Raw genomic sequence first — 22,361 nt, 5'->3', positions numbered from 1 at the left:
ATCTGTAAAAGAGAACGGATGAGGTACGACGGGAATTAGTCCGCTGCGTCGATCACTTCAAGTGACGGAAACTCTGCACCGCCGACGCCAGCACCACCGCCCCGGCCACTATCGCCAGCCAGAATCCGCTGCGGGCGCCGAACGCATCCACCAGCGCACCGGAACCGGCAGCGCCGATGGCCACGCCGATGCTCAGGCCGGTCACCAGCCAGGTCAGGCCTTCGGTGAGTTTGGCCGGCGGCACGATGCGTTCGATCAACGCCATCGCCACGATCAGGGTCGGCGAGAAGAACAGTCCGGCAATGAACACCGCCAAGGCCAAACCGAAGATGTTGGTCGCCAGCAACAGCGGCAGCGTGGTCACTGCGGTCGCCAGACCGCCGTAAAGAAACAGACGCGGCAACGGCAGCTTCGAGCGCATCGCCCCGAACGCGATGCCGGCCAGGCAGGAGCCGATGGCATACACCGACAACACGATGCTCGCCGCCGCCGGTTGCCCCTGCTGCTGGGCGAACGCGACGCTGACCACATCGACCACGCCGACGATCATGCCCATGGCGACCATCAACAGCAGCAGCCATTGCACGTCGGTGGAACGAATGATCGAACCCTGATGATGCGATTCATGAGGATGCACCGGCGGCTCGGTGCCGCGCTGTGCAACGAATGCCGTCACGCCGATGGCCAGCATTATCAGCGCTGCCAGTGGCCCGGCCTCGGGAAACACGCCGACGCACAGCCCCACCGACAGCGGTGGCCCGACAATGAAGCAGACTTCGTCGAGCACCGATTCCAGCGCATAAGCGGTCTGCAATTGCGGTTGGCCGCGATAGATTTCCGTCCAGCGCGCCCGCACCATCGCCGACATGCTCGGCATGCAACCGGCCAGCGCGGCGCAGACGAACAACGTCCAGTTCGGCGCCTGCAAACGGGTGCACAGCAACAACATCAGCAACGCCCCACCACCGATCAGCGCCGACACCGGCAAGATCCGCCCCTGACCGTAACGGTCCACCAGCCGCGACACCTGCGGCGCACAGAATGCGGTGGCCAACGCGAAGGTTGCCGCCACGCCACCGGCCAGCGCATAGCCGCCGGTCAACTGCGAAAGCATGGTGATCACACCGATGCCGGTCATGGAAATCGGCATGCGCGCGATCATCCCGGCCATCACAAAGGCCCGGGCGCCGGGGGCGTTGAACAGTTCGCGGTAAGGGTTTGCCATCGGTTGTTGCCTCATCAGGGGCGGCCAACTTGCCACAAAGCCTGACGGGCGGGAAAGCGAGGAATTGTTGGTGGAATGTGAAGTCCCTGTGGTGTGCAGGGCCAATCGCTGTGGCACGAAGCTGTCGATCTTTTCATGTCTGCGGATGAACTCTCGTCGCCAGCCATCAGTCAGCTAAATAAGCCCTCAACCCAAGGCGCGACCCTGCATGCAGATTTCCCTCGCCCGCCAAGTTGCTCTTGTCACCGGCGCCAGTTCCGGCATCGGCCACGGCGCCGCCAAAGCCCTGGCCGCGGCCGGTGCCGCCGTGGTCATCAACTACAACCGTCAGGCCGAACCCGCCGAAACGCTGGCCCGGCAGATCGTCGCCGACGGTGGTCAGGCCATCGCCATCGGTGCCGATGTTTCGAAGGAAGAGGACGTGGAGCGACTGTTCCGGCAGACCCTCGACGCCTTCGGCACGCTGGACATTCTGGTGGCCAATTCCGGCCTGCAAAAAGACGCGGCGGCTGTGGATATGTCGCTGGCGGATTGGAACACGGTGATCGGCGTCAACCTCACCGGCCAGTTCCTCTGCGCCCGCGCCGCGCTGCGGATCTTCAATCGCCAGGGCGTGCGCGAGGGCGTGTCCCGGGCCGCCGGCAAAATCATCCATATGAGCTCGGTGCACCAGCGCATTCCGTGGGCCGGGCACGTCAATTACGCGGCGTCCAAGGGTGGCGTCGATCAATTGATGCAGACCCTGGCCCAGGAGGTCAGCCACCAGCGTATCCGCATCAACGGCATCGCGCCGGGAGCAATCCGCACGGCGATCAATAAGGATGCCACCGAAGGCGACGCCGGCCAGGCCCTGCTCAAACTCATCCCTTACGGGCGCATCGGCGATGTCGAGGACGTGGCCAACGCGGTGGTGTTCCTCGCCTCCGATGCCTCGGACTACATCGTCGGCACCACCCTGTTCATCGACGGCGGCATGAGCCTCTATCCGGAGTTCCGTGGCAATGGCTGAGCATCCTTCCGAACGACAAAGCCCCATCGACGCCCACGGCATCATTGGCGACATGCGCAGTGCCGCGCTGGTCAATGACAAGGGCAGCGTGGATTTCTTCTGCTGGCCGGAGTTCGACAGCCCGTCGATCTTCTGTTCGCTGCTGGACACGCCCGACGCCGGGATTTTCCAGTTGGCCCCGGTCCTGCCCGACGCCCGCCGCGAGCAGATCTACCTGCCGGATACCAACGTCCTGCAGACCCGCTGGCTCAGCGATCACGCCGTGGTGGAAATCACCGATCTGCTGCCCATTGGCGACAACGATGAGGCGTTACCGGTTTTGATCCGCCGGGTTCGGGTGGTCAGCGGGCAGGCAACGTTTCATCTGCGCTGCGCCGTCCGGCATGACTACGCCCGCGCTGAAACTCGCGCCGCCATCGACAAGAAGGATGTGCTGTTCAGCGCCAGCGGGCAGCCGACATTGCGGCTGGCCTCGGATCAAGCCTTGAGCGTCGATCACGATGCGGCAGTCGGGCAATTCACCCTCAAGCAGGATGAAACGGCAGCGTTCATGCTCGGCGCCAGCGACGATCCGCGTTTTGCCGAAGGAGCCGCCAAGCTGTGCATCGAGCGCACGCTGAAGTTCTGGCGCGACTGGATCGGCCAGTCCAACTATCGCGGGCGCTGGCGGGAAATGGTCAACCGTTCTGCCCTCGCCCTGAAGCTGCTGACCTCGCGCCAGCACGGCGCAATCCTCGCCGCCGCCACCTTCGGTCTGCCGGAAACCCCCGGTGGCGAACGCAACTGGGACTATCGCTACACCTGGATCCGCGATGCCTCGTTCACCGTTTACGCCTTCATGCGCCTGGGTTTTGTCGACGAAGCTAACGGCTACATGCGCTGGTTGCGCGGGCGGGTCAGTGATTGCAGCGGCCAACCGATGAAGCTGAACATCCTCTACGCCATCGACGGTCGTCAGGAACTGCCGGAAACCGAACTCACGCACTTGTCAGGCCACGGCGGCGCGAAACCGGTGCGCATCGGCAATGGCGCCTACGACCAGATTCAACTGGATATCTTCGGCGAACTGATGGACGCCGTTTATCTGGTCAACAAGTACGGCGACGCGATTTCCCACGAAGGTTGGAAACATGTGATGGAAGTGGTCGATCAGGTCTGTGAGACCTGGCAGACCAAGGATGTAGGCATCTGGGAAATGCGCGGTGAGCAACATCACTTCCTGCATTCACGGCTGATGTGCTGGGTGGCGCTGGACCGCGCGATCCGCCTGGCCTCGAAACGCTCGCTGCCGGCGCCCTTCGCCCGCTGGGACCAGACCCGCCAGGCAATCCACGCCGACATCTGGGACAACTTCTGGAACCCGGAGCGAGGGCATTTCGTGCAGTACCAGGGCGGCACCGCGCTGGACGGTTCGATGTTGCTGATGCCGCTGGTGCGCTTCGTCAGTGCCAAGGACCCGCGCTGGCTCGCGACACTGGAAGCCATCGAAAAACATCTGGTGCGCGACGGCATGGTTTACCGCTATCGCAATGACGATTCGGGGATCGACGGTTTGTCCGGCACCGAAGGCGCCTTCGCCGCGTGCTCGTTCTGGTACGTGGAATGCCTGGCCCGCGCCGGGCAAGTGGAAAAGGCCCATCTGGAGTTCGAGCAATTGCTGCGTTACGCCAATCCGCTGGGGTTGTACGCGGAGGAATTCGACAACCGTGGCCGGCATCTGGGCAACACGCCCCAGGCATTGACCCATCTGGCGCTGATCAGCGCGGCGAGTTTTCTGGATCGCAAGTTGAGTGGGGAGAAGAATTACTGGCAGCCGTAGTCATCCTTATTCGCCAGAGCCTGTAAGAAAGATCTCAACTCCAATCGCTGCTTGTAGGATGCCAACCTACGAGCGGCAAACACCCCCGAGCCTTGCGGTTGAAGGGATGGCCCACACAATCGATTCCTTTCGATACAACTTGTTGATGGCACGGCCTACAAAAACCTGCCAACCCCGTGTAACGCTTGGCCCGCAACTCGCACTTACACCCCGAAATACCTTGTTGCCAGCGGTTACATCCCCCCCTACCATCCACCGCAACGGGCACAGCGGAGCTGTCCAATAAAAACCCGATTCAAGGAACCAGAATGAGCCAACGCATCCACCGCCCCATCGATTCCCCACTGCGCACGGGCCTGACCCGCGACGAGCTGTGGGAAGCCGCCGACAAGGGCCTGATCAAATGCTGGGAAATCGGCCGCCAGCGCGCCGCCCGCTTCCCCGACCTCGCCCAACGCCGCAGTGCCGATGAACTGCCGGTGCTGGGCTGGAAAGGTGGCGTCAGCCGCAGCCTGAAGAAGAATGAAAAATACGGATCGCTGAAATACCTGGCCCAATGGCAGGGGTTGCGTGGGGAAGATCTGGATATTGATCTGGGTTCCGAGCGAGTCATGACCTGCTCGCGAACGAAAATGGTGGTGACGTTTACGCCGGATCGCAGCAAGTATTTCAATCAGGTGGCGGAAGCCGAGGCTTGAACCAAGCATTAATTTTTTCAACTCTCATACCTAACAAACCGAAATCCCCTCAGCCCAACACGGAAGTTAAGCAATGAACGCCCCGATACAAGACGCTTCAAACCAATCGACAGACTCGCTCGAAACAGTCAAACAACAAATACGTGAATTCATGAAGTCGCTATTCTCTGAAGAAAAGAGAAAAGCTTACTACGCGATGAGCACCATTACCGGCCTGTTGATTTATTTCATATACTTCTCCCACATAAACTACACACCACGCATCTCTCTAACTGACTCCGTAATTCTGCTATTCTCCGCACTAATAATCGGCGTGGGATTCTCACTTGTAGTTGCCGGATTATTTATACTTCCTTCTTTAGCCTGGAAAGATTTGTTGGAAAAAGATCTGCCTGACGAACAACCGAAGCGACTGAAATATATATTTATAAATCAGGGTATAGCATTATTCTTCCTTATCAACCTGGCCTTGGGCGCCGCGTTATACAGCGAATATCGAACCTATTTCATCATTGCCCTTGTGGCCACCGGGCTGCTTTGGTTTCTGATCATATTTTCTAAAGGGGAGAAACCGCTGAGAAACACCATAGCCCTGCTACTTAATACCTTTGTCATGAGCATTTGCACCTTGATGGTCATCAATATTGCCTTGCACGGTGTTGAAAACATTGGCGATGCGGAAGTAAAAGAAACGACGGCTCGCATGTACGTATTTTTCAGTCTATTAATTATTCTAGCTATCAATGTCTTTTTTGCATCCTTCAAGAAAACCGGCGCGATAGAAACGACATTGAGTGCCTTAGGCTTGCTGTTCGTAATTTTTGTTGCAACGCAAAGCCTGGCAACCATACCTAAAGGTGTAATGCACATACTGGGTCTTGGAAGCTTCCGAGCCGAAGAAATAGTCATGAAAAATGAACTATGCGACTATTTTAAAAAGCTCGACGAAAAACAAATTAAAACAATCACACCACAGACATGCTCACTGACAAACCCATGGATACTTTGGAAAGGCGAGGACGCCGCTTTGATCATGATAAAAAATATCAAATATCAAATTGACAAAAAAGACATAAAGATCATCTCGTACAAATCATTTGACTTTAACTCTCCTTCCCAAAATGAGAAAAAGAAAGAAACTGAGAAGGAAGGGTAAACCGTAATCCCACTGAACGTAGTCTAGAGTTCCAGAATGCCAATGCGTTCTGGAACCGATTATGTCCAAGTGTCTTCAAAAAATAGCAAAAACGGCCGTACTCGAACTTGCCTATGAGCATCACGGCCCGGAAAACGGCACGCCGGTCATCCTGCTTCACGGCTTCCCCTACTCTCCTCGCGCCTACGACGAAATCGCCCCGCCCCTCGCCGCCAAGGGTTACCGGGTAATCGTGCCGTACCTGCGCGGTTACGGGCCGACCCGTTTCAACAGCCCGGACACGTTGCGTTCCGGCCAGCAGGCGGCGCTGGCTCAGGATTTGTTGGATCTGATGGACGCATTGCGTATCGAGCAAGCGACGTTGTGCGGTTACGACTGGGGTGGTCGGGCGGCGTGCATTGTGGCGGCGTTGTTCCCGGAGCGCGTGCGCGGGTTGGTGACGGGCGATGGCTATAACCTTCAGGACATTCCGCATTCGATCCAGCCGCTGGATCCCGAGACCGAGCATCGCTTCTGGTATCAGTATTACTTCCACACGCCCCGTGGCGTTGAAGGGCTGACGCAGAATCGCCGGGCGCTGTGCGAGTTGCTCTGGCAGTTGTGGTCGCCGACCTGGGCGCGGAACGCCGAGCGTTTTCCTCTGAGCGCACCGGCGTTCGAAAACCCGGATTTTGTTGACGTGGTGATTCACTCTTATCGCCATCGCTTCATGTATGCGCCGGGCGATCCGGCGCTGGAGTGGATGGAGCAGGCGCTGGAGAAACAACCGGCGATCAGCGTTCCGACGATTTCGCTGTGCGGTGCCGATGATGGTGTCGGACCGGCACCCGAAGACGATGAAGATGCGCACCACTTCACCGGGATTTACGAGCGGCGGGTGCTGGCCGGTGTCGGGCATAACATTCCGGAAGAGGCGCCGGATGAAACACTCAAGGCATTACTGGATCTGCTCCGGCGCTGACCGAAAACCGCTCCCGATACGCCTGCGGCGTCACACCCATGGCCCGCAGGAAACTGCGTCTCAAGGTTTCTTCACTGCCAAATCCACAATTGGCCGCGACCCGTTTGATCGGCAGTCCGGTGTCACTCAGCAGCCGGCGCGCCGTTTCCACGCGGATCAATTCGATGGCCCGCGCCGGGGTCTGGCCGGTGTCGGCGCGGTAGTGGCGCACGAAACTGCGTTCGCTCATGCCGGCCTGTTCGGCGAGGGTCGGGATGCCCAGATCGCAGGTCAGGTGTTCGGCGATCCACGCGTGCAGGTCGTCGAAGCGGTTGCCCTGTTTTTGCAGTGACAGCGTCACGCTGAATTGCGACTGCCCGCCCGGTCGCTTGAGGAACACCACCAGTTGCCGGGCGACGTCCAGGGCCATGTCGCGACCGAGGTCGTCTTCGACCATGGCCAGCGCCAGGTCGATGCCGGCGGTGACGCCCGCCGAGGTCCAGACCGGGCCGTCGTTGATGAAGATCGGATTCGGTTCGACCTGTAAGCGCGGGTGCTGCTTCGCCAGTTGTTCGCAGCGGGTCCAGTGGGTGACGACCCGGCGACCGTCGAGCCAGCCGCTGGCGGCCAGCAGAAATGCACCGGTGCAAACCGAGGCCACGCGCCGGCAGCCGCTGGCATGTTCGCGCACCCAACTCACCAACTCGACATCTTCGGAGGCCGCATACACGCCCCAGCCGCCGGCGATGATCAGGGTATCGCTGGGCTGTTTTGGCAGCGGTTCGGCCAGCATCGCCAACCCGGCAGAAGAGTTCACCGCCCCGCCGCCGCTGGCGATGACCGTTGGCGCGTACGGCGCAGGCAAACCCTGCTGACGGGCTATGTCGTTGGCCGAGGCGAAGACTTGCAACGGCCCGGTAACGTCGAGCAGTTGCACATTGGCGAACGCGAGGACGTGGATGGTTTTCGGCATTTGGCGTAATTCGAGGGCTGATTGGCGTATGCGCCAAAACCTACGCGCCTACAGTGAAGCCGTCCACCCCTTTTCACGGAGATGAATCATGGCGTTGCAGATCGGTTTTCTGTTGTTTCCCCAGGTGCAGCAACTCGACCTGACCGGCCCGTATGACGTGCTGGCCTCGTTGCCGGACGTGCAGGTGCATCTGGTCTGGAAGGATCTGGTGCCGGTGACTTCCAGCACCGGGCTGCTGCTGAAACCGACCACAACCTTCGAGGATTGTCCTGATCTGGACGTGATCTGCGTGCCCGGCGGCGCCGGGGTCGGACCGTTGATGGAGGATGAGCAGACGCTGGACTTCATCAGGTCGCAAGCGGCACAGGCTCGGTACGTTACGTCGGTTTGCACCGGTTCGCTGGTGCTCGGCGCGGCGGGTCTGTTGCAGGGCAAACGGGCTACCACGCACTGGGCTTATCACGAGTTACTGTCGACCCTCGGCGCGATTCCGGTGAAGGATCGGGTGGTGCGTGACGGCAATCTGTTTACCGGGGGCGGCATCACGGCCGGGATCGATTTTGCCCTGACACTGGCGCAGGAACTGGTCGGTGCCGACACGGCGCAACTGGTGCAGTTGCAGCTGGAATATGCGCCGGCGCCGCCGTTTGATTCCGGTAGCCCGGAGACGGCACCGAGTGCGGTTGTTGAAGAAGCCCGCAAGCGTGCAGCGCCGTCGTTGAAGCTGCGCACTGAAATAACCGAACGCGCGGCGGCGAAGCTCAACCTGCGCTGACATTCCAGCCAAACACAAAGCCCCGTGGGAGCGAGCCTGCTCGCGATGAAGGCGTGTCAGTTAATTTTTGTGCAACTGACCCACCGCCATCGCGAGCAGGCTCGCTCCCACATGGGTTACTTGCCCTCCTTCACCACGGATTGGCGCTGTCCCTGACTTCCCCTACACCTTCACTTGTCCCCTCGCCCCCACCCGTGTAGAAAGCCTGTCCACAAATCGTGCACAAGGACTTTCCATGACAGCTCTGCCATGGCTCTATCTCGGGCTTCTCAGCCTTGGTTACGGATTGGCGCTGAGTTTCGGACAGCTCGGCTGGCTGGCGCTGATCTCCATTGCACTGCTGGTTTTCGCCGGTTACGCCGTGCGCCAGCAAACCGTGCCGGTCGGGCGTTTTCTCGGTCATGGCCTGTTTATCGTGCTGGCCGTGGCGCTGGCCATGCACTGGCTGCCAGGCTTCTACAACGGCCGGGCCATCCCGGCGCAGCGCTTCACCGACAATGCCGTGCCGTTCTCGATGTTCGTGAATCTGGACAAACCACTGATCGGCTTCTGGCTGTTGCTGGTCTGCCCGTGGATTGTCGCGCGGCGCTCGTTGCGCCTGACCGTGTACGCCACCGCGCTGGCACTGACGTTGAGCGTGATTCTGGCGCTGGGCGGCGCGGTGTTGCTGGGCATGATCACCTGGGCGCCGAAATGGCCGGATCAGGCGTGGCTGTGGGTACTGAACAACCTGCTGCTGGTGACGCTGGTCGAAGAAGCGCTGTTTCGCGGCTATATACAGGGCGGCTTGAGTCGGCAATTCAAACACCTGCCCTACGGCGAAAATCTCGCGCTGTTGCTGGCGTCCCTGCTGTTCGGCCTGGTGCATGTGGGCGCCGGCTGGCAATGGGTGTTGCTGGCGGGCCTGGCGGGTGTCGGCTATGGTCTGGCCTACCGGTTTGGCGGGCTTGCTGCAGCGATCGCCACGCACTTTGGTCTGAACCTGCTGCATTTCGGCCTGTTCACTTATCCGATGCTTGCGGGCTGAGGCAAGCCCCGTTTTGCGACGCCGTACTTATAAATGAAAAAAAACTTCAACAAATCGCCGACCCCGCCGACAACCTTTCAAAGCCTTGCGGATTGAAAAACCATGCGTAATAACCAGCCCATTACACAACGCGAACGGACTTTCCCGGCTCAGCAACGGTTGATTTCCACAACCGACGCCAAAGGCGTGATCACTTACTGCAACGACGCTTTCGTCGAAATCAGCGGGTTTTCGCGTGAGGAACTGATCCGTGCGCCGCACAACCTGGTTCGTCACCCCGACGTCCCGGCTGCGGTGTTTTCGCACATGTGGGGCACACTGAAACAAGGCTTGCCATGGATGGGCATTGTCAAGAATCGCTGCAAGACCGGTGATCATTACTGGGTGAACGCCTATGTAACGCCGGTGTTCGATGGCAGTCAGGTGGTCGGTTACGAGTCGGTGCGGGTCAAGCCGTCCGCCGAACAGATCCGCCGTGCCGAAGCGCTCTACCAACGCATCAACCAGGGCAAGTCGGCGATCCCTTCGAGCGACAAATGGCTGCCGATCGTGCAGGACTGGCTGCCGTTCATTCTGGTCAGCCAGTTGAGCTTCATGATCGGCGCCACCCTGAACTCGCAGTGGGGCTTCGCCCTCGCCGCCGGCCTGTCGGTGCCGCTGGGCCTGCTGGGCCTGCAATGGCAACAACGCGGGCTCAAGCGCCTGCTGCGTCTGGCCGAGCAGACCACGTCCGACCCGTTGATCGCGCAAATGTACACCGACAGCCGTGGCGCCCAGGCGCGTCTGGAAATGTCGATCCTCAGCCAGGAAGCCCGCCTGAAAACCTGCCTGACCCGTCTGCAGGACACCGCCGAGCACCTGACCGATCAGGCCAAACAGTCCGACGCCCTGGCGCACAACAGCTCCAGCGGTCTGGAACGTCAGCGTGTGGAAACCGAACAGGTCGCCACCGCCGTCAACCAGATGGCCGCCACCACGCAAGAAGTGGCGAGCCACGTGCAACGCACCGCCGACGCCACCCAGGAAGCCAACCGCCTGACCGGCCGCGGCCGCGACATCGCCGGCGAAACCCGCGAAGCCATCCAGCGTCTGTCCGTAGTCGTGGGTGAAACCGGCCTGACCGTGACCCAACTGGCCAAGGACAGCGACGAAATCGGCGGCGTGGTCGACGTGATCAAAGGCATCGCCGACCAGACCAACCTGCTCGCACTCAACGCCGCGATTGAAGCAGCGCGGGCCGGCGAGATGGGCCGTGGTTTTGCCGTGGTCGCCGACGAAGTCCGCCAACTGGCACAACGCACCAGCGAATCCACCGGGCAGATCCACGCCCTGATCGCCAAGCTGCAACAGACCGCATCCAGCGCCGTACAAACCATGGAAGCCGGCCATCGCCAGGCGGAAGAAGGTGTCGCACGGGTGCTGGAAGCGGATCAGGCACTGGTGGGCATCAGCGAAGCGGTGGCCAACATCACCGACATGACCACCCAGATCGCCGCCGCGACCGAAGAGCAAAGTGCCGTGGCTGAAGAAATCAGCCGCAACATCAGCAACATCTCGGAACTGGCGGACCAGACCTCGGAACAGGCGCATAACTCGGCGTTGCTGAGTGAAGAGCTGACCAAGACGGCTAATACGCAGTATTCGTTGGTGGAGCGGTTTAACCGTTGATTGCTCTGGCAATAAAGGAACCCCGGACAGCGAAAGCTTCCGGGGTTTTTGTTTGTTATTTCCTGCGATTGACGACTATTGCGGCAACCGAAGCTTGTCCAGCAACCGATTCACCAGCAACTCGTTCAACATGATCAGCTGTTGCAGCGCCAGCAGCGGTTTGCGCTCCGGGCCTTTCACCGAATTGGCGATATTGCCGGCCATGGCGTTGGCCGACGACAGCGATTCACTGGCTTCGACAAGCAGCGTTTCGTCATCAAGCGTGGGATCGACCATGTAGATGGGGCGAGCCTTGGGTGGGAAGTACTTCGGGATTTCGGGGCCGAGGTAAAAGTCGAGTGCGCGGTCGGCGGCTTCTTTTGTCTTTTGGGATTCGAGCGCGGGGTCGTTGGTGGTTGGATCGGTTTCTGGTGGGTTGGGCGTGATTTTGAACATAAGGACTCTCCATCTTGAAAGAATTGAAGAGCCGTCACTTTCGCTACCAAACGAAGGGTGGCGGCCACACGTGGGTTGGTAGACCGGTCAAGACAGAGAAACCCCCGGCGCCCCCGAAGGAGCCCCACGCATGGCCACCATATAAAACGCAGCCCAAAAAATGAGACTGCATAAGGTGACGCCACACAGCTGTCAAGAAAACGAGCTACCAAACCCGATCACTGTTTTTCAGTGACAGGGAAACGATATAGCCCTCTCCAAGCCGCGTAAGCCGGCGGATTCTGGCGTACGCGTAGGCAACGACGCAAGGTGTTGTAGCCCTTATGGCGTAACGGTTCGTGTACTTTAAACATGGTTGCTGGATTACGTTTATGTGCAAAAAACGGCCGGGCATTTCGCTCCCACAGAGATTGCATGCAGTCTGCAAGAACTGGTCGGCTGTCAGGCCGCCATCGCCAGCAGGCTGGCTCCCACAGAAAGCAAAAGCAGCCCGCATCCGCTTCTCACCACTCAACACGATGAGCGTTAGCTCGAGTACCGCTTTTGATCTTCGGGCGACGTCGGAAGGCTGAGTGGAGGGATTTATCCGGGGGTGGGAGCGCAGCGACCGTTTGGCGAAGCCAAACACATCGAGAGGAGGTGCAGCGAAGCAAACCGTAGGCGATGCCCCCCGGATGAATCCCGGAGCGAAGGAACCCCGAGCTTTAGCGAGTGGGCCGGACGTAGGAGCAAGCGTTTTTTTGCTTACTTTTTTTAGGCGTTTGTAAAAAAAGTGAGTCGCCGTCAGGGCGAAACCCTAGGTGGCCGTTACCGCAGAAACGGATATGCACACAGATCGAAAAATGTGTCGCGTTCAAGATCTACCCCCTCACCCCAGCCCTCTCCCCCAAGGGGGCGAGGGGAAAGGGAGCCGATCTTCACGCGGTTCAAAATCTCGATCAGTGCTTGAGAAACGCAGCCACTTTCTGCGCGGCGCTGGCCAAATGCTGATCATGGGTAAACCCGGAAACCTTCAATGGCTTGAGGTCATGATCGCCGGCCGCTAGCCAAGTCACCTCAATACTCGGTGACAAGGTGTAAGCCTCACCCGCCTCCCGATTGCCAAGCGCATCCCGCTCGCCTTGCACGATCAACGTCCGAGTCTTCAACCCAGCCAAATGCTCAACCCGAGGCTTCTCCGGTTTCCCAACCGCATAAAACGGATAACCCAGGCAAACCAAAGCATCAGCACCAAGCTCATCGGCAAGCAAACTCGCCATCCGCCCCCCCATCGACTTCCCGCCAACCGCCAAAACCCCAGCGACATGAAGTCGCACCAAGCCATAAACCTCACGCCAACATTCGAGCAATTTAGGCGCCGGATTCGGCGGCCGCTTGCTGCCATCAACCCGCCGCTGCGCCATATAAGGAAACTCAAACCGCAACACGTTGATACCAAGCCCAGCAAGGCGCCCAGCCATATCGTTCATCCAGTCGCTATCCATCGGCGCCCCGGCACCATGCGCGAGAATGAGCGTCGCCGAAGCCTCCCCAACAGCCGCATCCCAAAGCCACCCGTGATCCCGCAGGCACTGCGCCCATTGATCCCCGTCAATACTGGCCTTGTGCTGTTTGTCCATGCTTGCCTCGCTTTTAGTCTGCCTATAACTCCAGGCGAAGGATTCGCGGCGTTTTCTGCGCGCGCTCACTTCGGCTGAACCGTGGATGGGGAACCATGAACACTTCTATCAGTACCGCCTACAACTACAAGGTGGTCCGCCAATTCGCCATTATGACGGTGGTGTGGGGCATCGTCGGCATGGGGCTCGGGGTTTTTCTCGCGGCTCAATTGGTCTGGCCCGAACTCAACTTCAACCTGCCGTGGACCAGCTTCGGACGCCTGCGCCCGTTGCACACCAACGCGGTGATCTTCGCGTTCGGCGGCTGTGCCTTGTTCGCCAGTTCGTTCTACTCGGTGCAGCGCACCTGCCAGACGCAATTGTTTGCGCCGAAAATCGCCGCCTTCTGCTTCTGGGGCTGGCAACTGGTGATCCTGCTGGCAGCCATCAGCCTGCCGCTGGGTTACACCAGCTCCAAGGAATACGCCGAGCTGGAATGGCCGATCGACATCCTGATCACCATCGTCTGGGTCGCCTACGCCATCGTGTTCTTCGGCACGATCATGCAGCGCAAGACCAAGCACATTTATGTGGGCAACTGGTTCTTCGGCGCGTTCATCATCACCGTGGCGATCCTGCACATCGTCAACAACCTTGAGCTGCCGGTGAGCTTCACCAAATCCTACTCGGTGTACGCCGGTGCAACCGACGCGATGGTGCAATGGTGGTACGGCCACAACGCCGTAGGCTTTTTCCTCACCGCCGGTTTCCTCGGGATGATGTACTACTTCGTGCCGAAACAGGCCGAACGTCCGGTGTATTCGTATCGCCTGTCGATCGTGCACTTTTGGGCGCTGATCACCCTGTACATCTGGGCCGGCCCGCACCACTTGCACTACACCGCGCTGCCGGACTGGGCGCAGTCGCTGGGCATGGTGATGTCGCTGGTACTGCTGGCACCGAGCTGGGGCGGCATGATCAACGGCATGATGACCCTCTCGGGCGCCTGGCATAAGTTGCGCAGCGACCCGATCCTGCGCTTCCTTGTGGTGTCGCTGGCGTTCTACGGCATGTCGACCTTCGAAGGTCCGATGATGGCGATCAAGACGGTGAACGCCCTCTCCCACTACACCGACTGGACCATCGGCCACGTACACGCCGGCGCGCTCGGCTGGGTGGCGATGATTTCCATCGGCGCGCTGTACCACATGATCCCGAAAGTCTTCGGCAAAGAGCAGATGCACAGCATCGGCCTGATCAACGCGCACTTCTGGCTCGCGACCATCGGCACCGTGCTCTACATCGCCTCGATGTGGGTCAACGGTATCGCCCAGGGCCTGATGTGGCGTGCGGTGAACGAGGACGGCACGCTGACCTACTCCTTCGTCGAAACCCTGGTGGCCAGCCACCCTGGCTTCGTCGTGCGGCTGATTGGCGGGGCGATCTTCCTCAGCGGCATGTTCCTGATGGCTTACAACACCTGGCGCACCGTGCGGGCCTCGCAGCCTGCTGACGTCGTTGCTGCCGCGCAGATGGCCTGAGGAGTCCGCCATGAAACACGAAACGATTGAAAAGAACGTCGGCCTGCTGATGCTGCTGATGGTGTTTGCCGTGAGCATCGGCGGCCTGACCCAGATCGTCCCGCTGTTCTTCCAGGACGTGACCAACAAACCGGTGGAAGGCATGAAGCCCTACACCGCGCTGCAACTGGAAGGCCGCGACATCTACATCCGCGAAGGCTGCGTCGGTTGCCACTCGCAGATGATCCGTCCGTTCCGCGCCGAAACCGAACGCTACGGCCACTACTCGGTAGCCGGCGAGAGCGTGTGGGATCACCCGTTCCTGTGGGGCTCGAAACGTACCGGTCCGGACCTGGCCCGGGTCGGTTCGCGTTACTCGGATGACTGGCATCGCGCGCACTTGTACAACCCGCGCAACGTCGTACCGGAATCGAAAATGCCGGCCTACCCATGGCTGGTCACCCAACCGGTCGACAGCAGCCACACCGAAACCAAGCTCAAGGTCATGCGCACCCTCGGCGTGCCGTACACCGATGACGACATCAGCGGCGCGGTGGCCAGCCTCAAGGGCAAGACCGAAATGGACGCCCTCGTCTCCTACCTGCAAGTGCTCGGCACTGCGATCAAGAGCAAGAGGTGATCGAGATGGCCTTAGAAATGAGCGCGGGGCTGATTCGCGGCCTCGGCACGGTCGTGGTGTTCGTGGCCTTCGTCGGCCTGACCCTGTGGGTGTTCAACCGCAAGCGCACGCCGGAATTCGCCGAAGCGCGCCTGCTGCCGTTTGCCGACGAGCCGCAACCCGACCCAACCCAAGCATCTGAAACAAGGAGTACCCGGCCATGACCACCTTCTGGAGTACGTGGATCTGCGTACTGACCATCGGCAGCCTGATCGGCCTGACCTGGCTGCTGGTCGGCACCCGTCGGGGCGAGACCAAGGGCAGCGTCGACCAGACCATGGGCCACAGCTTCGACGGCATCGAGGAGTACGACAACCCGCTGCCGCAGTGGTGGTTCATGCTGTTCGCCGGCACGCTGGTGTTTTCCGTGGGCTATCTGATCCTCTACCCGGGTCTGGGCAACTGGAAAGGCATCCTGCCCGGCTACGAGGACGGCTGGACCGGCGTCCACGAGTGGGAAAAGGAAATGAGCAAGGCTGACGCCAAATTCGGGCCGATCTTCGCCAAATTCGCCGCCATGCCGGTGGAAGAAGTGGCGAAGGATCCGCAGGCGCTGAAAATGGGTGGCCGTCTGTTCGCCTCCAACTGCTCGGTGTGCCACGGTTCGGACGCCAAGGGCGCCTTCGGCTTCCCTAACCTCGCCGACCAGGACTGGCGTTGGGGCGGCAGTGCCGAGACGATCAAGACCACCATCATGGGTGGCCGGATCGCGGCAATGCCGGCCTGGGGCGAGTCACTCGGTGAGGCGGGCGTGAAAAACGTCGCCGCCTACGTGCGTCACGAGCTGGCCGGGCTGCCACTGCCGGCGGACAACAATGCCGACCTGCAAGCCGGACAGCAGACGTTCAGCACCATGTGCGTAGCCTGTCATGGGGCAACCGGCCAGGGCACTGAAGCCATGGGTGCGCCGAATCTGACGCACCCGGCCGGATTTATCTATGGCACCAGCCTGACCCAGCTTGAGCAGACCATTCGCCATGGTCGTCAGGGCCACATGCCGGCTCAGAACGAGCTGCTGGGCAACGATAAAGTGCAATTGCTGGCCGCTTATGTGTACAGCTTGAGCCATGGATTGAATACAGAAAAACTGATTACTGAAGACAACAAACAGTAGTCATTGAGCACAACACTGCCGCACGTTTCCAGTGCGGCAGTTTCCAGCCTCTTTGCGACGCATTGTCGCACCCCTTCTTGCCCTCTCCTTTCGGTTCCCCGGATTCGGGTCTACGCTTGCTCGATGCGGACTGGCCCGTGCCGGTTCCAGGTCGACCCCGAGCGAGGCGTTGAACGAATCGGCTGACTGACATGGCCGCAAAGGCCGGTAGATACCGGCTGTCGTGCCGATTACCGTCCGTCACCCGAACCGAGCGTTCGAACACACCCCGTTACATCCGACCGGAACCCCTCGCTTTTTTCGTCCGCTGCGACATTTTGCCCGAGGGCAATTTTGTCCTTACGCGGCGCATGGAAAGGCCGCAGAATCAGCGTTGGAAAGCATTGACCCAGGTCATGGCGCGTTGCATTGACCCCCTGCTTTCTACATACTTGCGGCCGATTTTAATCCTAATAAAACACCCAAACCGTGGAACCTTAGAATGAGCACAGCAATCAGTCCGACTGCTTATAACTATAAGGTAGTCCGCCAGTTCGCCATCATGACGGTGGTCTGGGGGATCCTTGGCATGGGGCTCGGTGTCTTCATTGCCTCGCAACTGGTCTGGCCGGAGTTGAACTTCGGTCTGCCGTGGACGAGCTTTGGACGCCTGCGCCCGTTGCACACAAACCTGGTGATTTTCGCCTTCGGTGGTTGTGCACTGTTTGCCACTTCCTACTATGTCGTGCAGCGAACCTGCCAGACGCGACTGATTTCCGACAGCCTCGCGGCCTTCACCTTCTGGGGATGGCAAGCGGTCATCGTCGGCGCGATCATTACCTTGCCGCTGGGTTACACCACCACCAAGGAATACGCGGAACTGGAATGGCCCCTCGCCATTTTGCTGGCCATTGTCTGGGTCACCTACGGTCTGGTGTTCTTCGGCACCATCACCAAGCGCAAGACCAAACACATCTACGTCGGTAACTGGTTCTACGGCGCGTTCATCGTCGTGACGGCGATGCTGCACATCGTCAACCACGCCTCGCTGCCGGTCAGCTTCTTCAAGTCCTACTCGGCCTACGCCGGTGCGACCGACGCGATGATCCAGTGGTGGTACGGCCACAACGCCGTGGGTTTCTTCCTGACCACCGGCTTCCTGGGGATGATGTACTACTTCGTGCCGAAACAGGCCGAACGTCCGATCTACTCCTATCGCCTGTCGATCGTGCACTTCTGGGCACTGATCACCCTGTACATCTGGGCCGGCCCGCACCACCTGCACTACACCGCACTGCCGGACTGGGCCCAATCGCTGGGCATGGCCATGTCGATCATCCTGCTGGCGCCAAGCTGGGGCGGCATGATCAACGGCATGATGACCCTGTCGGGCGCCTGGCATAAGCTGCGCACCGACCCGATCCTGCGTTTCCTCGTGGTATCGCTGGCGTTCTACGGCATGTCGACCTTCGAAGGTCCGATGATGGCGATCAAGACCGTCAACTCGCTCTCGCACTACACCGACTGGACCATCGGCCACGTACACGCCGGCGCTCTGGGCTGGGTAGCGATGATCTCGATCGGCGCTATCTACCACATGATCCCGAAACTGTTCGGCCGTGCGCAGATGCACAGCGTGGGTCTGATCAACGCGCACTTCTGGCTCGCGACCATCGGTACGGTTCTGTACATCGCTTCGATGTGGGTCAACGGCATCACCCAAGGCCTGATGTGGCGTGCAATCAACGACGACGGCACCCTCACCTACTCGTTCGTCGAAGCGCTGCAGGCCAGCCACCCTGGCTACATCGTTCGTGCCCTGGGCGGTGCGTTCTTCGCCAGCGGCATGTTCCTGATGGCCTACAACGTGTGGCGCACCGTTCGCGCCTCGGACCCGGCTGAAGCTGAAGCCGCCGCCAAGATCGCCGTAGTTGGAGCTCACTGATGAAGCATGAAGCTGTCGAGAAGAATATTGGCCTGCTGGCCTTCTTCATGGTCATCGCCGTCAGCGTCGGTGGCCTGACCCAAATCGTTCCGCTGTTCTTCCAGGACGTCACCAACAAGCCGGTCGAAGGCATGAAGCCGCGTACCGCCCTTGAACTGGAAGGCCGCGACGTTTACATCGCCAACGGCTGTGTCGGCTGCCACTCGCAGATGATCCGTCCGTTCCGTGCCGAAACCGAACGCTACGGCCACTACTCGGTCGCCGGTGAAAGCGTCTGGGATCACCCGTTCCTGTGGGGTTCCAAACGTACCGGCCCGGACCTGGCCCGTGTCGGCGGTCGTTACTCCGATGACTGGCAACGTGCGCACTTGTACAACCCGCGCAACGTCGTGCCTGAGTCGAAAATGCCGGCTTACCCGTTCCTCGTGGAAAACAAGCTCGACGGCAAAGACACGGCCAAGAAAATGGAAGTGTTGCGCACGCTCGGCGTCCCTTACACCGACGAAGACATTGCCGGTGCAAAAGACGCTGTGAAGGGTAAAACCGAAATGGACGCGCTGGTGGCCTATCTGCAAGGCCTGGGCACCATCATCAAAAGCAAACGGTGATCTAGATGGATATCGGGATGATTCGAGGCCTGGGCACCGTTGTCGTGATGGTTGCCTTCATCGGCCTGGCGTTGTGGGTGTTCAGCCCCAAGCGCAAGTCGGAGTTTGAAGACGCGACCTTGCTGCCCTTCGCGGATGATCCCGAAGCCATCAAGCACGTCGAGCAAGCTTCTAGGAGTAACAAAGAATGACTACATTCTGGAGTCTGTACGTCACAGTCCTCAGTCTCGGTACGATCTTTTCCCTGACCTGGCTGTTGCTGTCGACCCGCAAGGGCCAGCGCACCGAGCAGACCGACGAGACGGTCGGCCACTCCTTCGACGGGATCGAGGAGTACGACAACCCGCTGCCGAAATGGTGGTTCATGCTGTTCGTGGGCACCATCGTGTTCGCTCTGGGTTATCTGGTGCTGTACCCGGGCCTGGGCAGCTGGAAAGGTCTGCTGCCGGGCTACAACTACCTCGATAACGAAAAGCAGACCCCGTTCGCCAACGGCCAGACCGGCTGGACCGGCGTTCACGAGTGGGAAAAGGAAATGGCTCGCTCGGACGCCAAGTTCGGTCCGATCTTCGCCAAGTTCGCTGCGATGCCAATCGAGGAAGTCGCGAAGGATCCGCAAGCCCTGAAGATGGGCGGCCGTCTGTTCGCCTCCAACTGCTCGGTCTGTCACGGTTCCGACGCCAAGGGCGCTTATGGTTTCCCTAACCTGACCGACGCCGACTGGCGCTGGGGCGGCGAGCCGGAAACCATCAAGACCACCATCATGGGCGGTCGTCACGCGGTGATGCCGGCCTGGGCTGAAGTGATCGGTGAACAAGGCGTGGCCGACGTGGCGGCCTTCGTGCTGACCAACCTCGATGGCCGCAAGCTGCCGGAAGGCACCAAGGCAGATCCGGCCAACGGCCAGAAACTGTTCGCCGCCAACTGCGTAGCCTGCCACGGTCCGGAAGGCAAAGGTACGCCAGCAATGGGCGCACCCAACCTGACTCACCCGGCTGCGTTCATCTACGGTTCGAGCTTCGCGCAACTGCAGCAGACCATCCGTTACGGCCGTCAGGGCCAGATGCCTGCTCAGGAACAGCTGCAAGGCAACGACAAGGTTCACCTGCTGGCGGCTTATGTTTACAGCCTGTCCCATGGTGAAAAAGCACCGGAAGCCGAGGCCCAGTAAGGCCAACGCTTGAAGCAAACAAAGGCCCCGCCAGTGAGAACCGGCGGGGCCTTTTGCATTCCGGCACCTTCATGATTTGCGACGAATGCTCGATAGACGATTGATGATGTGCCCTGTAGCTTGCTGTTCTGCCTGACGGAAGACCTCAGGAACATCGTTCGACACACTCAATTCAAGGAAGAAAACCGATGCGAGAATCCGATCACGACTGCGTGCAACCCCGTGATGATTTCATTTACACCTATCCGGATATTGAAGACTCACCAGCAGAAGATCCCGGCAACGACAACAGGAAAACCGTCGAGCGAACCGGGAAGGAGAAAAACAGCGGGCTGGACAGCCTCGGAGGCGGAAAACTGGTTTGATGTCGCGCGATCCGGGGAAGCCGTTCGCCAAAGCAGGATCAGGGATCGTCTATAGTCAATTGATCTGCATCATGCTTTGTTAAATTCGCTACACCATTCAGGTTTTTTCCCCAACGCGACCAAAGGTCGCACCCGTTCGTCGGCATCACAGGCGTATCATTGCGCCACTGCAACACCCTTTCTGACCCCGGCCGGCACGTATCGACCGAGGCATTTTTCCACTGCCGTGGGATGCAATGATGAGTAATCAGATTCCGGTACACGACGTCACGCCCCCCAACAAGAACGCGAACAACAGCGTCGACCTTTACGCCTCTCGAGAAAAAATCTACACCCGTGCTTTCACCGGCCTATTCCGCAATCTGCGGATGATGGGCGGCACGGCGCTGTTCCTGCTGTATTTCGGTACCGTGTGGTTGAACTGGGGCGGTCATCAGGCCGTGTGGTGGAACCTGCCGGAACGCAAGTTCTTCATCTTTGGCGCCACCTTCTGGCCCCAGGATTTCATTCTGCTTTCGGGCCTGCTGATCATTGCCGCGTTCGGCCTGTTCTTCATCACGGTGTACGCCGGCCGGGTCTGGTGTGGCTACACCTGTCCGCAAAGCGTGTGGACATGGATTTTCATGTGGTGCGAGAAGGTCACCGAAGGCGACCGCAACCAGCGCATCAAGCTCGACAAGGCGCCGATGAGCGCCAACAAGTTTCTGCGCAAGTTCGCCAAGCACGCCATGTGGCTGCTGATCGGTTTCGTCACCGGCATGACCTTCGTCGGCTACTTCTCGCCGATCCGCGAGCTGGTGTTCGACTTCTTCACAGGCCAGGCCGATGGCTGGTCGTATTTCTGGGTCGGCTTCTTCACCCTCGCCACCTACGGCAACGCCGGCTGGCTGCGTGAGCAGGTGTGCATCTACATGTGCCCGTATGCGCGCTTCCAGAGCGTGATGTTCGACAAGGACACGCTGATCGTTTCCTATGATCCGCGTCGCGGCGAAAGCCGTGGCCCGCGCAAGAAAGGCGTCGATTACAAGGCTCAGGGCCTGGGCGACTGCATCGACTGCACCATGTGCGTTCAGGTGTGCCCGACCGGCATCGACATCCGCGACGGCCTGCAGATCGAGTGTATCGGCTGCGCCGCGTGCATCGATGCCTGCGACAGCATCATGGACAAGATGGACTACCCGCGCGGGCTGATCAGCTACACCACCGAACACAACCTGTCCGGGCAGAAAACCCATAAACTGCGTCCGCGCCTGATCGGTTATGCCGTGGTGCTGCTGGCGATGATCAGCCTGTTGGTGACGGCCTTCTTCATGCGTTCGCTGGTGGGTTTCGACGTCAGCAAGGACCGGGTGCTGTACCGCGAAAACGCTGAAGGCCGGATCGAAAACGTCTACAGCCTGAAGATCATGAACAAGGATCAGCGCGACCACACCTACGTGCTGGAAGCCGCCGGATTGCCGGATCTGCGCCTGCAAGGCAGACGCGAGATCAAGGTGCCCGCCGGGGAAATCTTCAGCATGCCGGTCGAGCTGTCGAGCGCCCCCGAACAACTGCCGTCGAGCACCAACGAGGTGAAATTCATCCTCAAGGATGCCGATGACGACAGCGTCCACGTAGAAGCCAAGAGCCGGTTCATCGGCCCACAAAATCGTTGAGA

The 22,361-nt window shown here is 59.8% G+C and carries 22 protein-coding genes; 18 read left to right on the top strand and 4 right to left on the bottom strand.

From position 1 onward, the window contains the following. Positions 1-52: 52 nt before the first annotated feature. Positions 53-1,225, bottom strand: a complete 1,173-nt coding sequence (locus DLD99_RS10045) for an MFS transporter (RefSeq protein ID WP_114882068.1) — start codon at positions 1,223-1,225, stop codon at positions 53-55. Between the two features lie 208 nt (positions 1,226-1,433). Here DLD99_RS10045 and DLD99_RS10040 point away from each other — a divergent pair, with 208 nt between their 5' ends. The 5 genes from DLD99_RS10040 to DLD99_RS10020 all read left to right on the top strand — a co-directional run bounded on the left by DLD99_RS10040 (position 1,434) and on the right by DLD99_RS10020 (position 6,868). Further along, on the top strand, positions 1,434-2,234 hold the full coding sequence (locus tag DLD99_RS10040) for a glucose 1-dehydrogenase (RefSeq protein WP_114882067.1): 801 nt from the start codon (positions 1,434-1,436) through the stop codon (positions 2,232-2,234). Continuing rightward, positions 2,227-4,053 carry a glycoside hydrolase family 15 protein gene (locus DLD99_RS10035; RefSeq protein WP_114882066.1) on the top strand — a complete coding sequence of 609 codons (1,827 nt, stop codon included), beginning with the start codon at positions 2,227-2,229 and terminating at the stop codon, positions 4,051-4,053. The genes DLD99_RS10040 and DLD99_RS10035 overlap by 8 nt, the downstream gene beginning before the upstream one ends. A gap of 308 nt (positions 4,054-4,361) precedes the next feature. Continuing rightward, positions 4,362-4,751 carry a hypothetical protein gene (locus tag DLD99_RS10030; RefSeq protein ID WP_114882065.1) on the top strand — a complete coding sequence of 130 codons (390 nt, stop codon included), beginning with the start codon at positions 4,362-4,364 and terminating at the stop codon, positions 4,749-4,751. Positions 4,752-4,824: 73 nt separating this feature from the next. Continuing rightward, positions 4,825-5,907 carry a hypothetical protein gene (locus DLD99_RS10025; RefSeq protein ID WP_114882064.1) on the top strand — a complete coding sequence of 361 codons (1,083 nt, stop codon included), beginning with the start codon at positions 4,825-4,827 and terminating at the stop codon, positions 5,905-5,907. A gap of 61 nt (positions 5,908-5,968) precedes the next feature. Continuing rightward, entirely contained in the window at positions 5,969-6,868 is a 900-nt protein-coding gene (locus DLD99_RS10020) for an alpha/beta fold hydrolase (protein ID WP_114882063.1), read from the top strand. Here DLD99_RS10020 and DLD99_RS10015 read toward each other — a convergent pair. Next, positions 6,837-7,820, bottom strand: coding sequence for a GlxA family transcriptional regulator (locus DLD99_RS10015; protein WP_114882062.1), 984 nt, complete (start codon positions 7,818-7,820; stop codon positions 6,837-6,839). The genes DLD99_RS10020 and DLD99_RS10015 overlap by 32 nt on opposite strands. Before the next feature lie 88 nt (positions 7,821-7,908). Here DLD99_RS10015 and inhA point away from each other — a divergent pair, with 88 nt between their 5' ends. From inhA to DLD99_RS10000, 3 genes are all read left to right on the top strand, one after another. Further along, a complete protein-coding gene (inhA, locus tag DLD99_RS10010; protein ID WP_114882061.1) occupies positions 7,909-8,595 on the top strand; it encodes an isonitrile hydratase in 687 nt (228 codons plus the stop codon). Positions 8,596-8,830: 235 nt separating this feature from the next. Further along, complete coding sequence (locus DLD99_RS10005) at positions 8,831-9,622, top strand: CPBP family intramembrane glutamic endopeptidase (protein WP_114882060.1); 792 nt, start codon at positions 8,831-8,833, stop codon at positions 9,620-9,622. A gap of 102 nt (positions 9,623-9,724) precedes the next feature. Next, positions 9,725-11,290, top strand: coding sequence for a methyl-accepting chemotaxis protein (locus DLD99_RS10000; RefSeq protein ID WP_085711948.1), 1,566 nt, complete (start codon positions 9,725-9,727; stop codon positions 11,288-11,290). A gap of 75 nt (positions 11,291-11,365) precedes the next feature. On the opposite strand, the gene DLD99_RS09995 is transcribed toward DLD99_RS10000, so the two are convergent. Then, positions 11,366-11,725 (bottom strand): DUF6124 family protein, encoded by a 360-nt coding sequence (locus DLD99_RS09995; RefSeq protein WP_114882059.1) that lies wholly within the window; start codon positions 11,723-11,725, stop codon positions 11,366-11,368. Positions 11,726-12,663: 938 nt separating this feature from the next. Continuing rightward, positions 12,664-13,344, bottom strand: coding sequence for an alpha/beta family hydrolase (locus tag DLD99_RS09990; RefSeq protein WP_114882058.1), 681 nt, complete (start codon positions 13,342-13,344; stop codon positions 12,664-12,666). Positions 13,345-13,439: 95 nt separating this feature from the next. Here DLD99_RS09990 and ccoN (DLD99_RS09985) point away from each other — a divergent pair, with 95 nt between their 5' ends. The 10 genes from ccoN (DLD99_RS09985) to ccoG all read left to right on the top strand — a co-directional run bounded on the left by ccoN (DLD99_RS09985) (position 13,440) and on the right by ccoG (position 22,359). Further along, positions 13,440-14,864 carry a cytochrome-c oxidase, cbb3-type subunit I gene (ccoN, locus tag DLD99_RS09985; protein WP_011333291.1) on the top strand — a complete coding sequence of 475 codons (1,425 nt, stop codon included), beginning with the start codon at positions 13,440-13,442 and terminating at the stop codon, positions 14,862-14,864. 10 nt (positions 14,865-14,874) lie between these two features. Then, positions 14,875-15,483 (top strand): cytochrome-c oxidase, cbb3-type subunit II, encoded by a 609-nt coding sequence (gene ccoO / locus DLD99_RS09980; RefSeq protein WP_085700207.1) that lies wholly within the window; start codon positions 14,875-14,877, stop codon positions 15,481-15,483. 5 nt (positions 15,484-15,488) lie between these two features. Further along, positions 15,489-15,686: a cbb3-type cytochrome oxidase subunit 3 gene (locus DLD99_RS09975; protein WP_085690240.1), complete on the top strand. Its 198-nt coding sequence runs from the start codon at positions 15,489-15,491 to the stop codon at positions 15,684-15,686. After that, the gene (gene ccoP / locus DLD99_RS09970) at positions 15,683-16,636 is read left to right on the top strand and encodes a cytochrome-c oxidase, cbb3-type subunit III (RefSeq protein WP_114882057.1); all 954 of its coding nucleotides are present in this window, start codon (positions 15,683-15,685) and stop codon (positions 16,634-16,636) included. The genes DLD99_RS09975 and ccoP (DLD99_RS09970) overlap by 4 nt, the downstream gene beginning before the upstream one ends. 481 nt (positions 16,637-17,117) lie before the next feature. Then, positions 17,118-18,560 (top strand): cytochrome-c oxidase, cbb3-type subunit I, encoded by a 1,443-nt coding sequence (ccoN, locus tag DLD99_RS09965; RefSeq protein WP_085711942.1) that lies wholly within the window; start codon positions 17,118-17,120, stop codon positions 18,558-18,560. Next, the gene (gene ccoO / locus DLD99_RS09960) at positions 18,560-19,168 is read left to right on the top strand and encodes a cytochrome-c oxidase, cbb3-type subunit II (protein WP_007905434.1); all 609 of its coding nucleotides are present in this window, start codon (positions 18,560-18,562) and stop codon (positions 19,166-19,168) included. The genes ccoN (DLD99_RS09965) and ccoO (DLD99_RS09960) overlap by 1 nt, the downstream gene beginning before the upstream one ends. A gap of 5 nt (positions 19,169-19,173) precedes the next feature. After that, positions 19,174-19,359, top strand: a complete 186-nt coding sequence (locus DLD99_RS09955; RefSeq protein ID WP_003175465.1) for a CcoQ/FixQ family Cbb3-type cytochrome c oxidase assembly chaperone — start codon at positions 19,174-19,176, stop codon at positions 19,357-19,359. Next, the gene (ccoP, locus tag DLD99_RS09950) at positions 19,356-20,339 is read left to right on the top strand and encodes a cytochrome-c oxidase, cbb3-type subunit III (RefSeq protein ID WP_085711941.1); all 984 of its coding nucleotides are present in this window, start codon (positions 19,356-19,358) and stop codon (positions 20,337-20,339) included. The genes DLD99_RS09955 and ccoP (DLD99_RS09950) overlap by 4 nt, the downstream gene beginning before the upstream one ends. 188 nt (positions 20,340-20,527) lie before the next feature. After that, positions 20,528-20,704, top strand: coding sequence for a hypothetical protein (locus DLD99_RS29090; protein ID WP_162803470.1), 177 nt, complete (start codon positions 20,528-20,530; stop codon positions 20,702-20,704). A 239-nt stretch (positions 20,705-20,943) separates the two neighbouring features. Beyond that, positions 20,944-22,359, top strand: coding sequence for a cytochrome c oxidase accessory protein CcoG (gene ccoG / locus DLD99_RS09945; RefSeq protein WP_085711940.1), 1,416 nt, complete (start codon positions 20,944-20,946; stop codon positions 22,357-22,359). Positions 22,360-22,361 lie beyond the last annotated feature (2 nt).

It is taken from the genome of Pseudomonas kribbensis (assembly GCF_003352185.1).
Lineage (GTDB): Bacteria > Pseudomonadota > Gammaproteobacteria > Pseudomonadales > Pseudomonadaceae > Aquipseudomonas > Aquipseudomonas kribbensis.
This window is presented reverse-complemented; position numbering and strand designations above follow the sequence as displayed.

Excerpts from the sequence above, each read along its gene's own strand:
- DLD99_RS10045 (WP_114882068.1), bottom strand. The coding sequence starts at position 1,225 with ATGGCAAACCCTTACCGCGAACTGTTCAACGCCCCCGGCGCCCGGGCC.
- DLD99_RS10040 (WP_114882067.1), top strand. The coding sequence starts at position 1,434 with ATGCAGATTTCCCTCGCCCGCCAAGTTGCTCTTGTCACCGGCGCCAGT.
- DLD99_RS10035 (WP_114882066.1), top strand. The coding sequence starts at position 2,227 with ATGGCTGAGCATCCTTCCGAACGACAAAGCCCCATCGACGCCCACGGC.
- DLD99_RS10030 (WP_114882065.1), top strand. The coding sequence starts at position 4,362 with ATGAGCCAACGCATCCACCGCCCCATCGATTCCCCACTGCGCACGGGC.
- DLD99_RS10025 (WP_114882064.1), top strand. The coding sequence starts at position 4,825 with ATGAACGCCCCGATACAAGACGCTTCAAACCAATCGACAGACTCGCTC.
- DLD99_RS10020 (WP_114882063.1), top strand. The coding sequence starts at position 5,969 with ATGTCCAAGTGTCTTCAAAAAATAGCAAAAACGGCCGTACTCGAACTT.
- DLD99_RS10015 (WP_114882062.1), bottom strand. The coding sequence starts at position 7,820 with ATGCCGAAAACCATCCACGTCCTCGCGTTCGCCAATGTGCAACTGCTC.
- inhA (WP_114882061.1), top strand. The coding sequence starts at position 7,909 with ATGGCGTTGCAGATCGGTTTTCTGTTGTTTCCCCAGGTGCAGCAACTC.
- DLD99_RS10005 (WP_114882060.1), top strand. The coding sequence starts at position 8,831 with ATGACAGCTCTGCCATGGCTCTATCTCGGGCTTCTCAGCCTTGGTTAC.
- DLD99_RS10000 (WP_085711948.1), top strand. The coding sequence starts at position 9,725 with ATGCGTAATAACCAGCCCATTACACAACGCGAACGGACTTTCCCGGCT.
- DLD99_RS09995 (WP_114882059.1), bottom strand. The coding sequence starts at position 11,725 with ATGTTCAAAATCACGCCCAACCCACCAGAAACCGATCCAACCACCAAC.
- DLD99_RS09990 (WP_114882058.1), bottom strand. The coding sequence starts at position 13,344 with ATGGACAAACAGCACAAGGCCAGTATTGACGGGGATCAATGGGCGCAG.
- ccoN (WP_011333291.1), top strand. The coding sequence starts at position 13,440 with ATGAACACTTCTATCAGTACCGCCTACAACTACAAGGTGGTCCGCCAA.
- ccoO (WP_085700207.1), top strand. The coding sequence starts at position 14,875 with ATGAAACACGAAACGATTGAAAAGAACGTCGGCCTGCTGATGCTGCTG.
- DLD99_RS09975 (WP_085690240.1), top strand. The coding sequence starts at position 15,489 with ATGGCCTTAGAAATGAGCGCGGGGCTGATTCGCGGCCTCGGCACGGTC.
- ccoP (WP_114882057.1), top strand. The coding sequence starts at position 15,683 with ATGACCACCTTCTGGAGTACGTGGATCTGCGTACTGACCATCGGCAGC.
- ccoN (WP_085711942.1), top strand. The coding sequence starts at position 17,118 with ATGAGCACAGCAATCAGTCCGACTGCTTATAACTATAAGGTAGTCCGC.
- ccoO (WP_007905434.1), top strand. The coding sequence starts at position 18,560 with ATGAAGCATGAAGCTGTCGAGAAGAATATTGGCCTGCTGGCCTTCTTC.
- DLD99_RS09955 (WP_003175465.1), top strand. The coding sequence starts at position 19,174 with ATGGATATCGGGATGATTCGAGGCCTGGGCACCGTTGTCGTGATGGTT.
- ccoP (WP_085711941.1), top strand. The coding sequence starts at position 19,356 with ATGACTACATTCTGGAGTCTGTACGTCACAGTCCTCAGTCTCGGTACG.
- DLD99_RS29090 (WP_162803470.1), top strand. The coding sequence starts at position 20,528 with ATGCGAGAATCCGATCACGACTGCGTGCAACCCCGTGATGATTTCATT.
- ccoG (WP_085711940.1), top strand. The coding sequence starts at position 20,944 with ATGAGTAATCAGATTCCGGTACACGACGTCACGCCCCCCAACAAGAAC.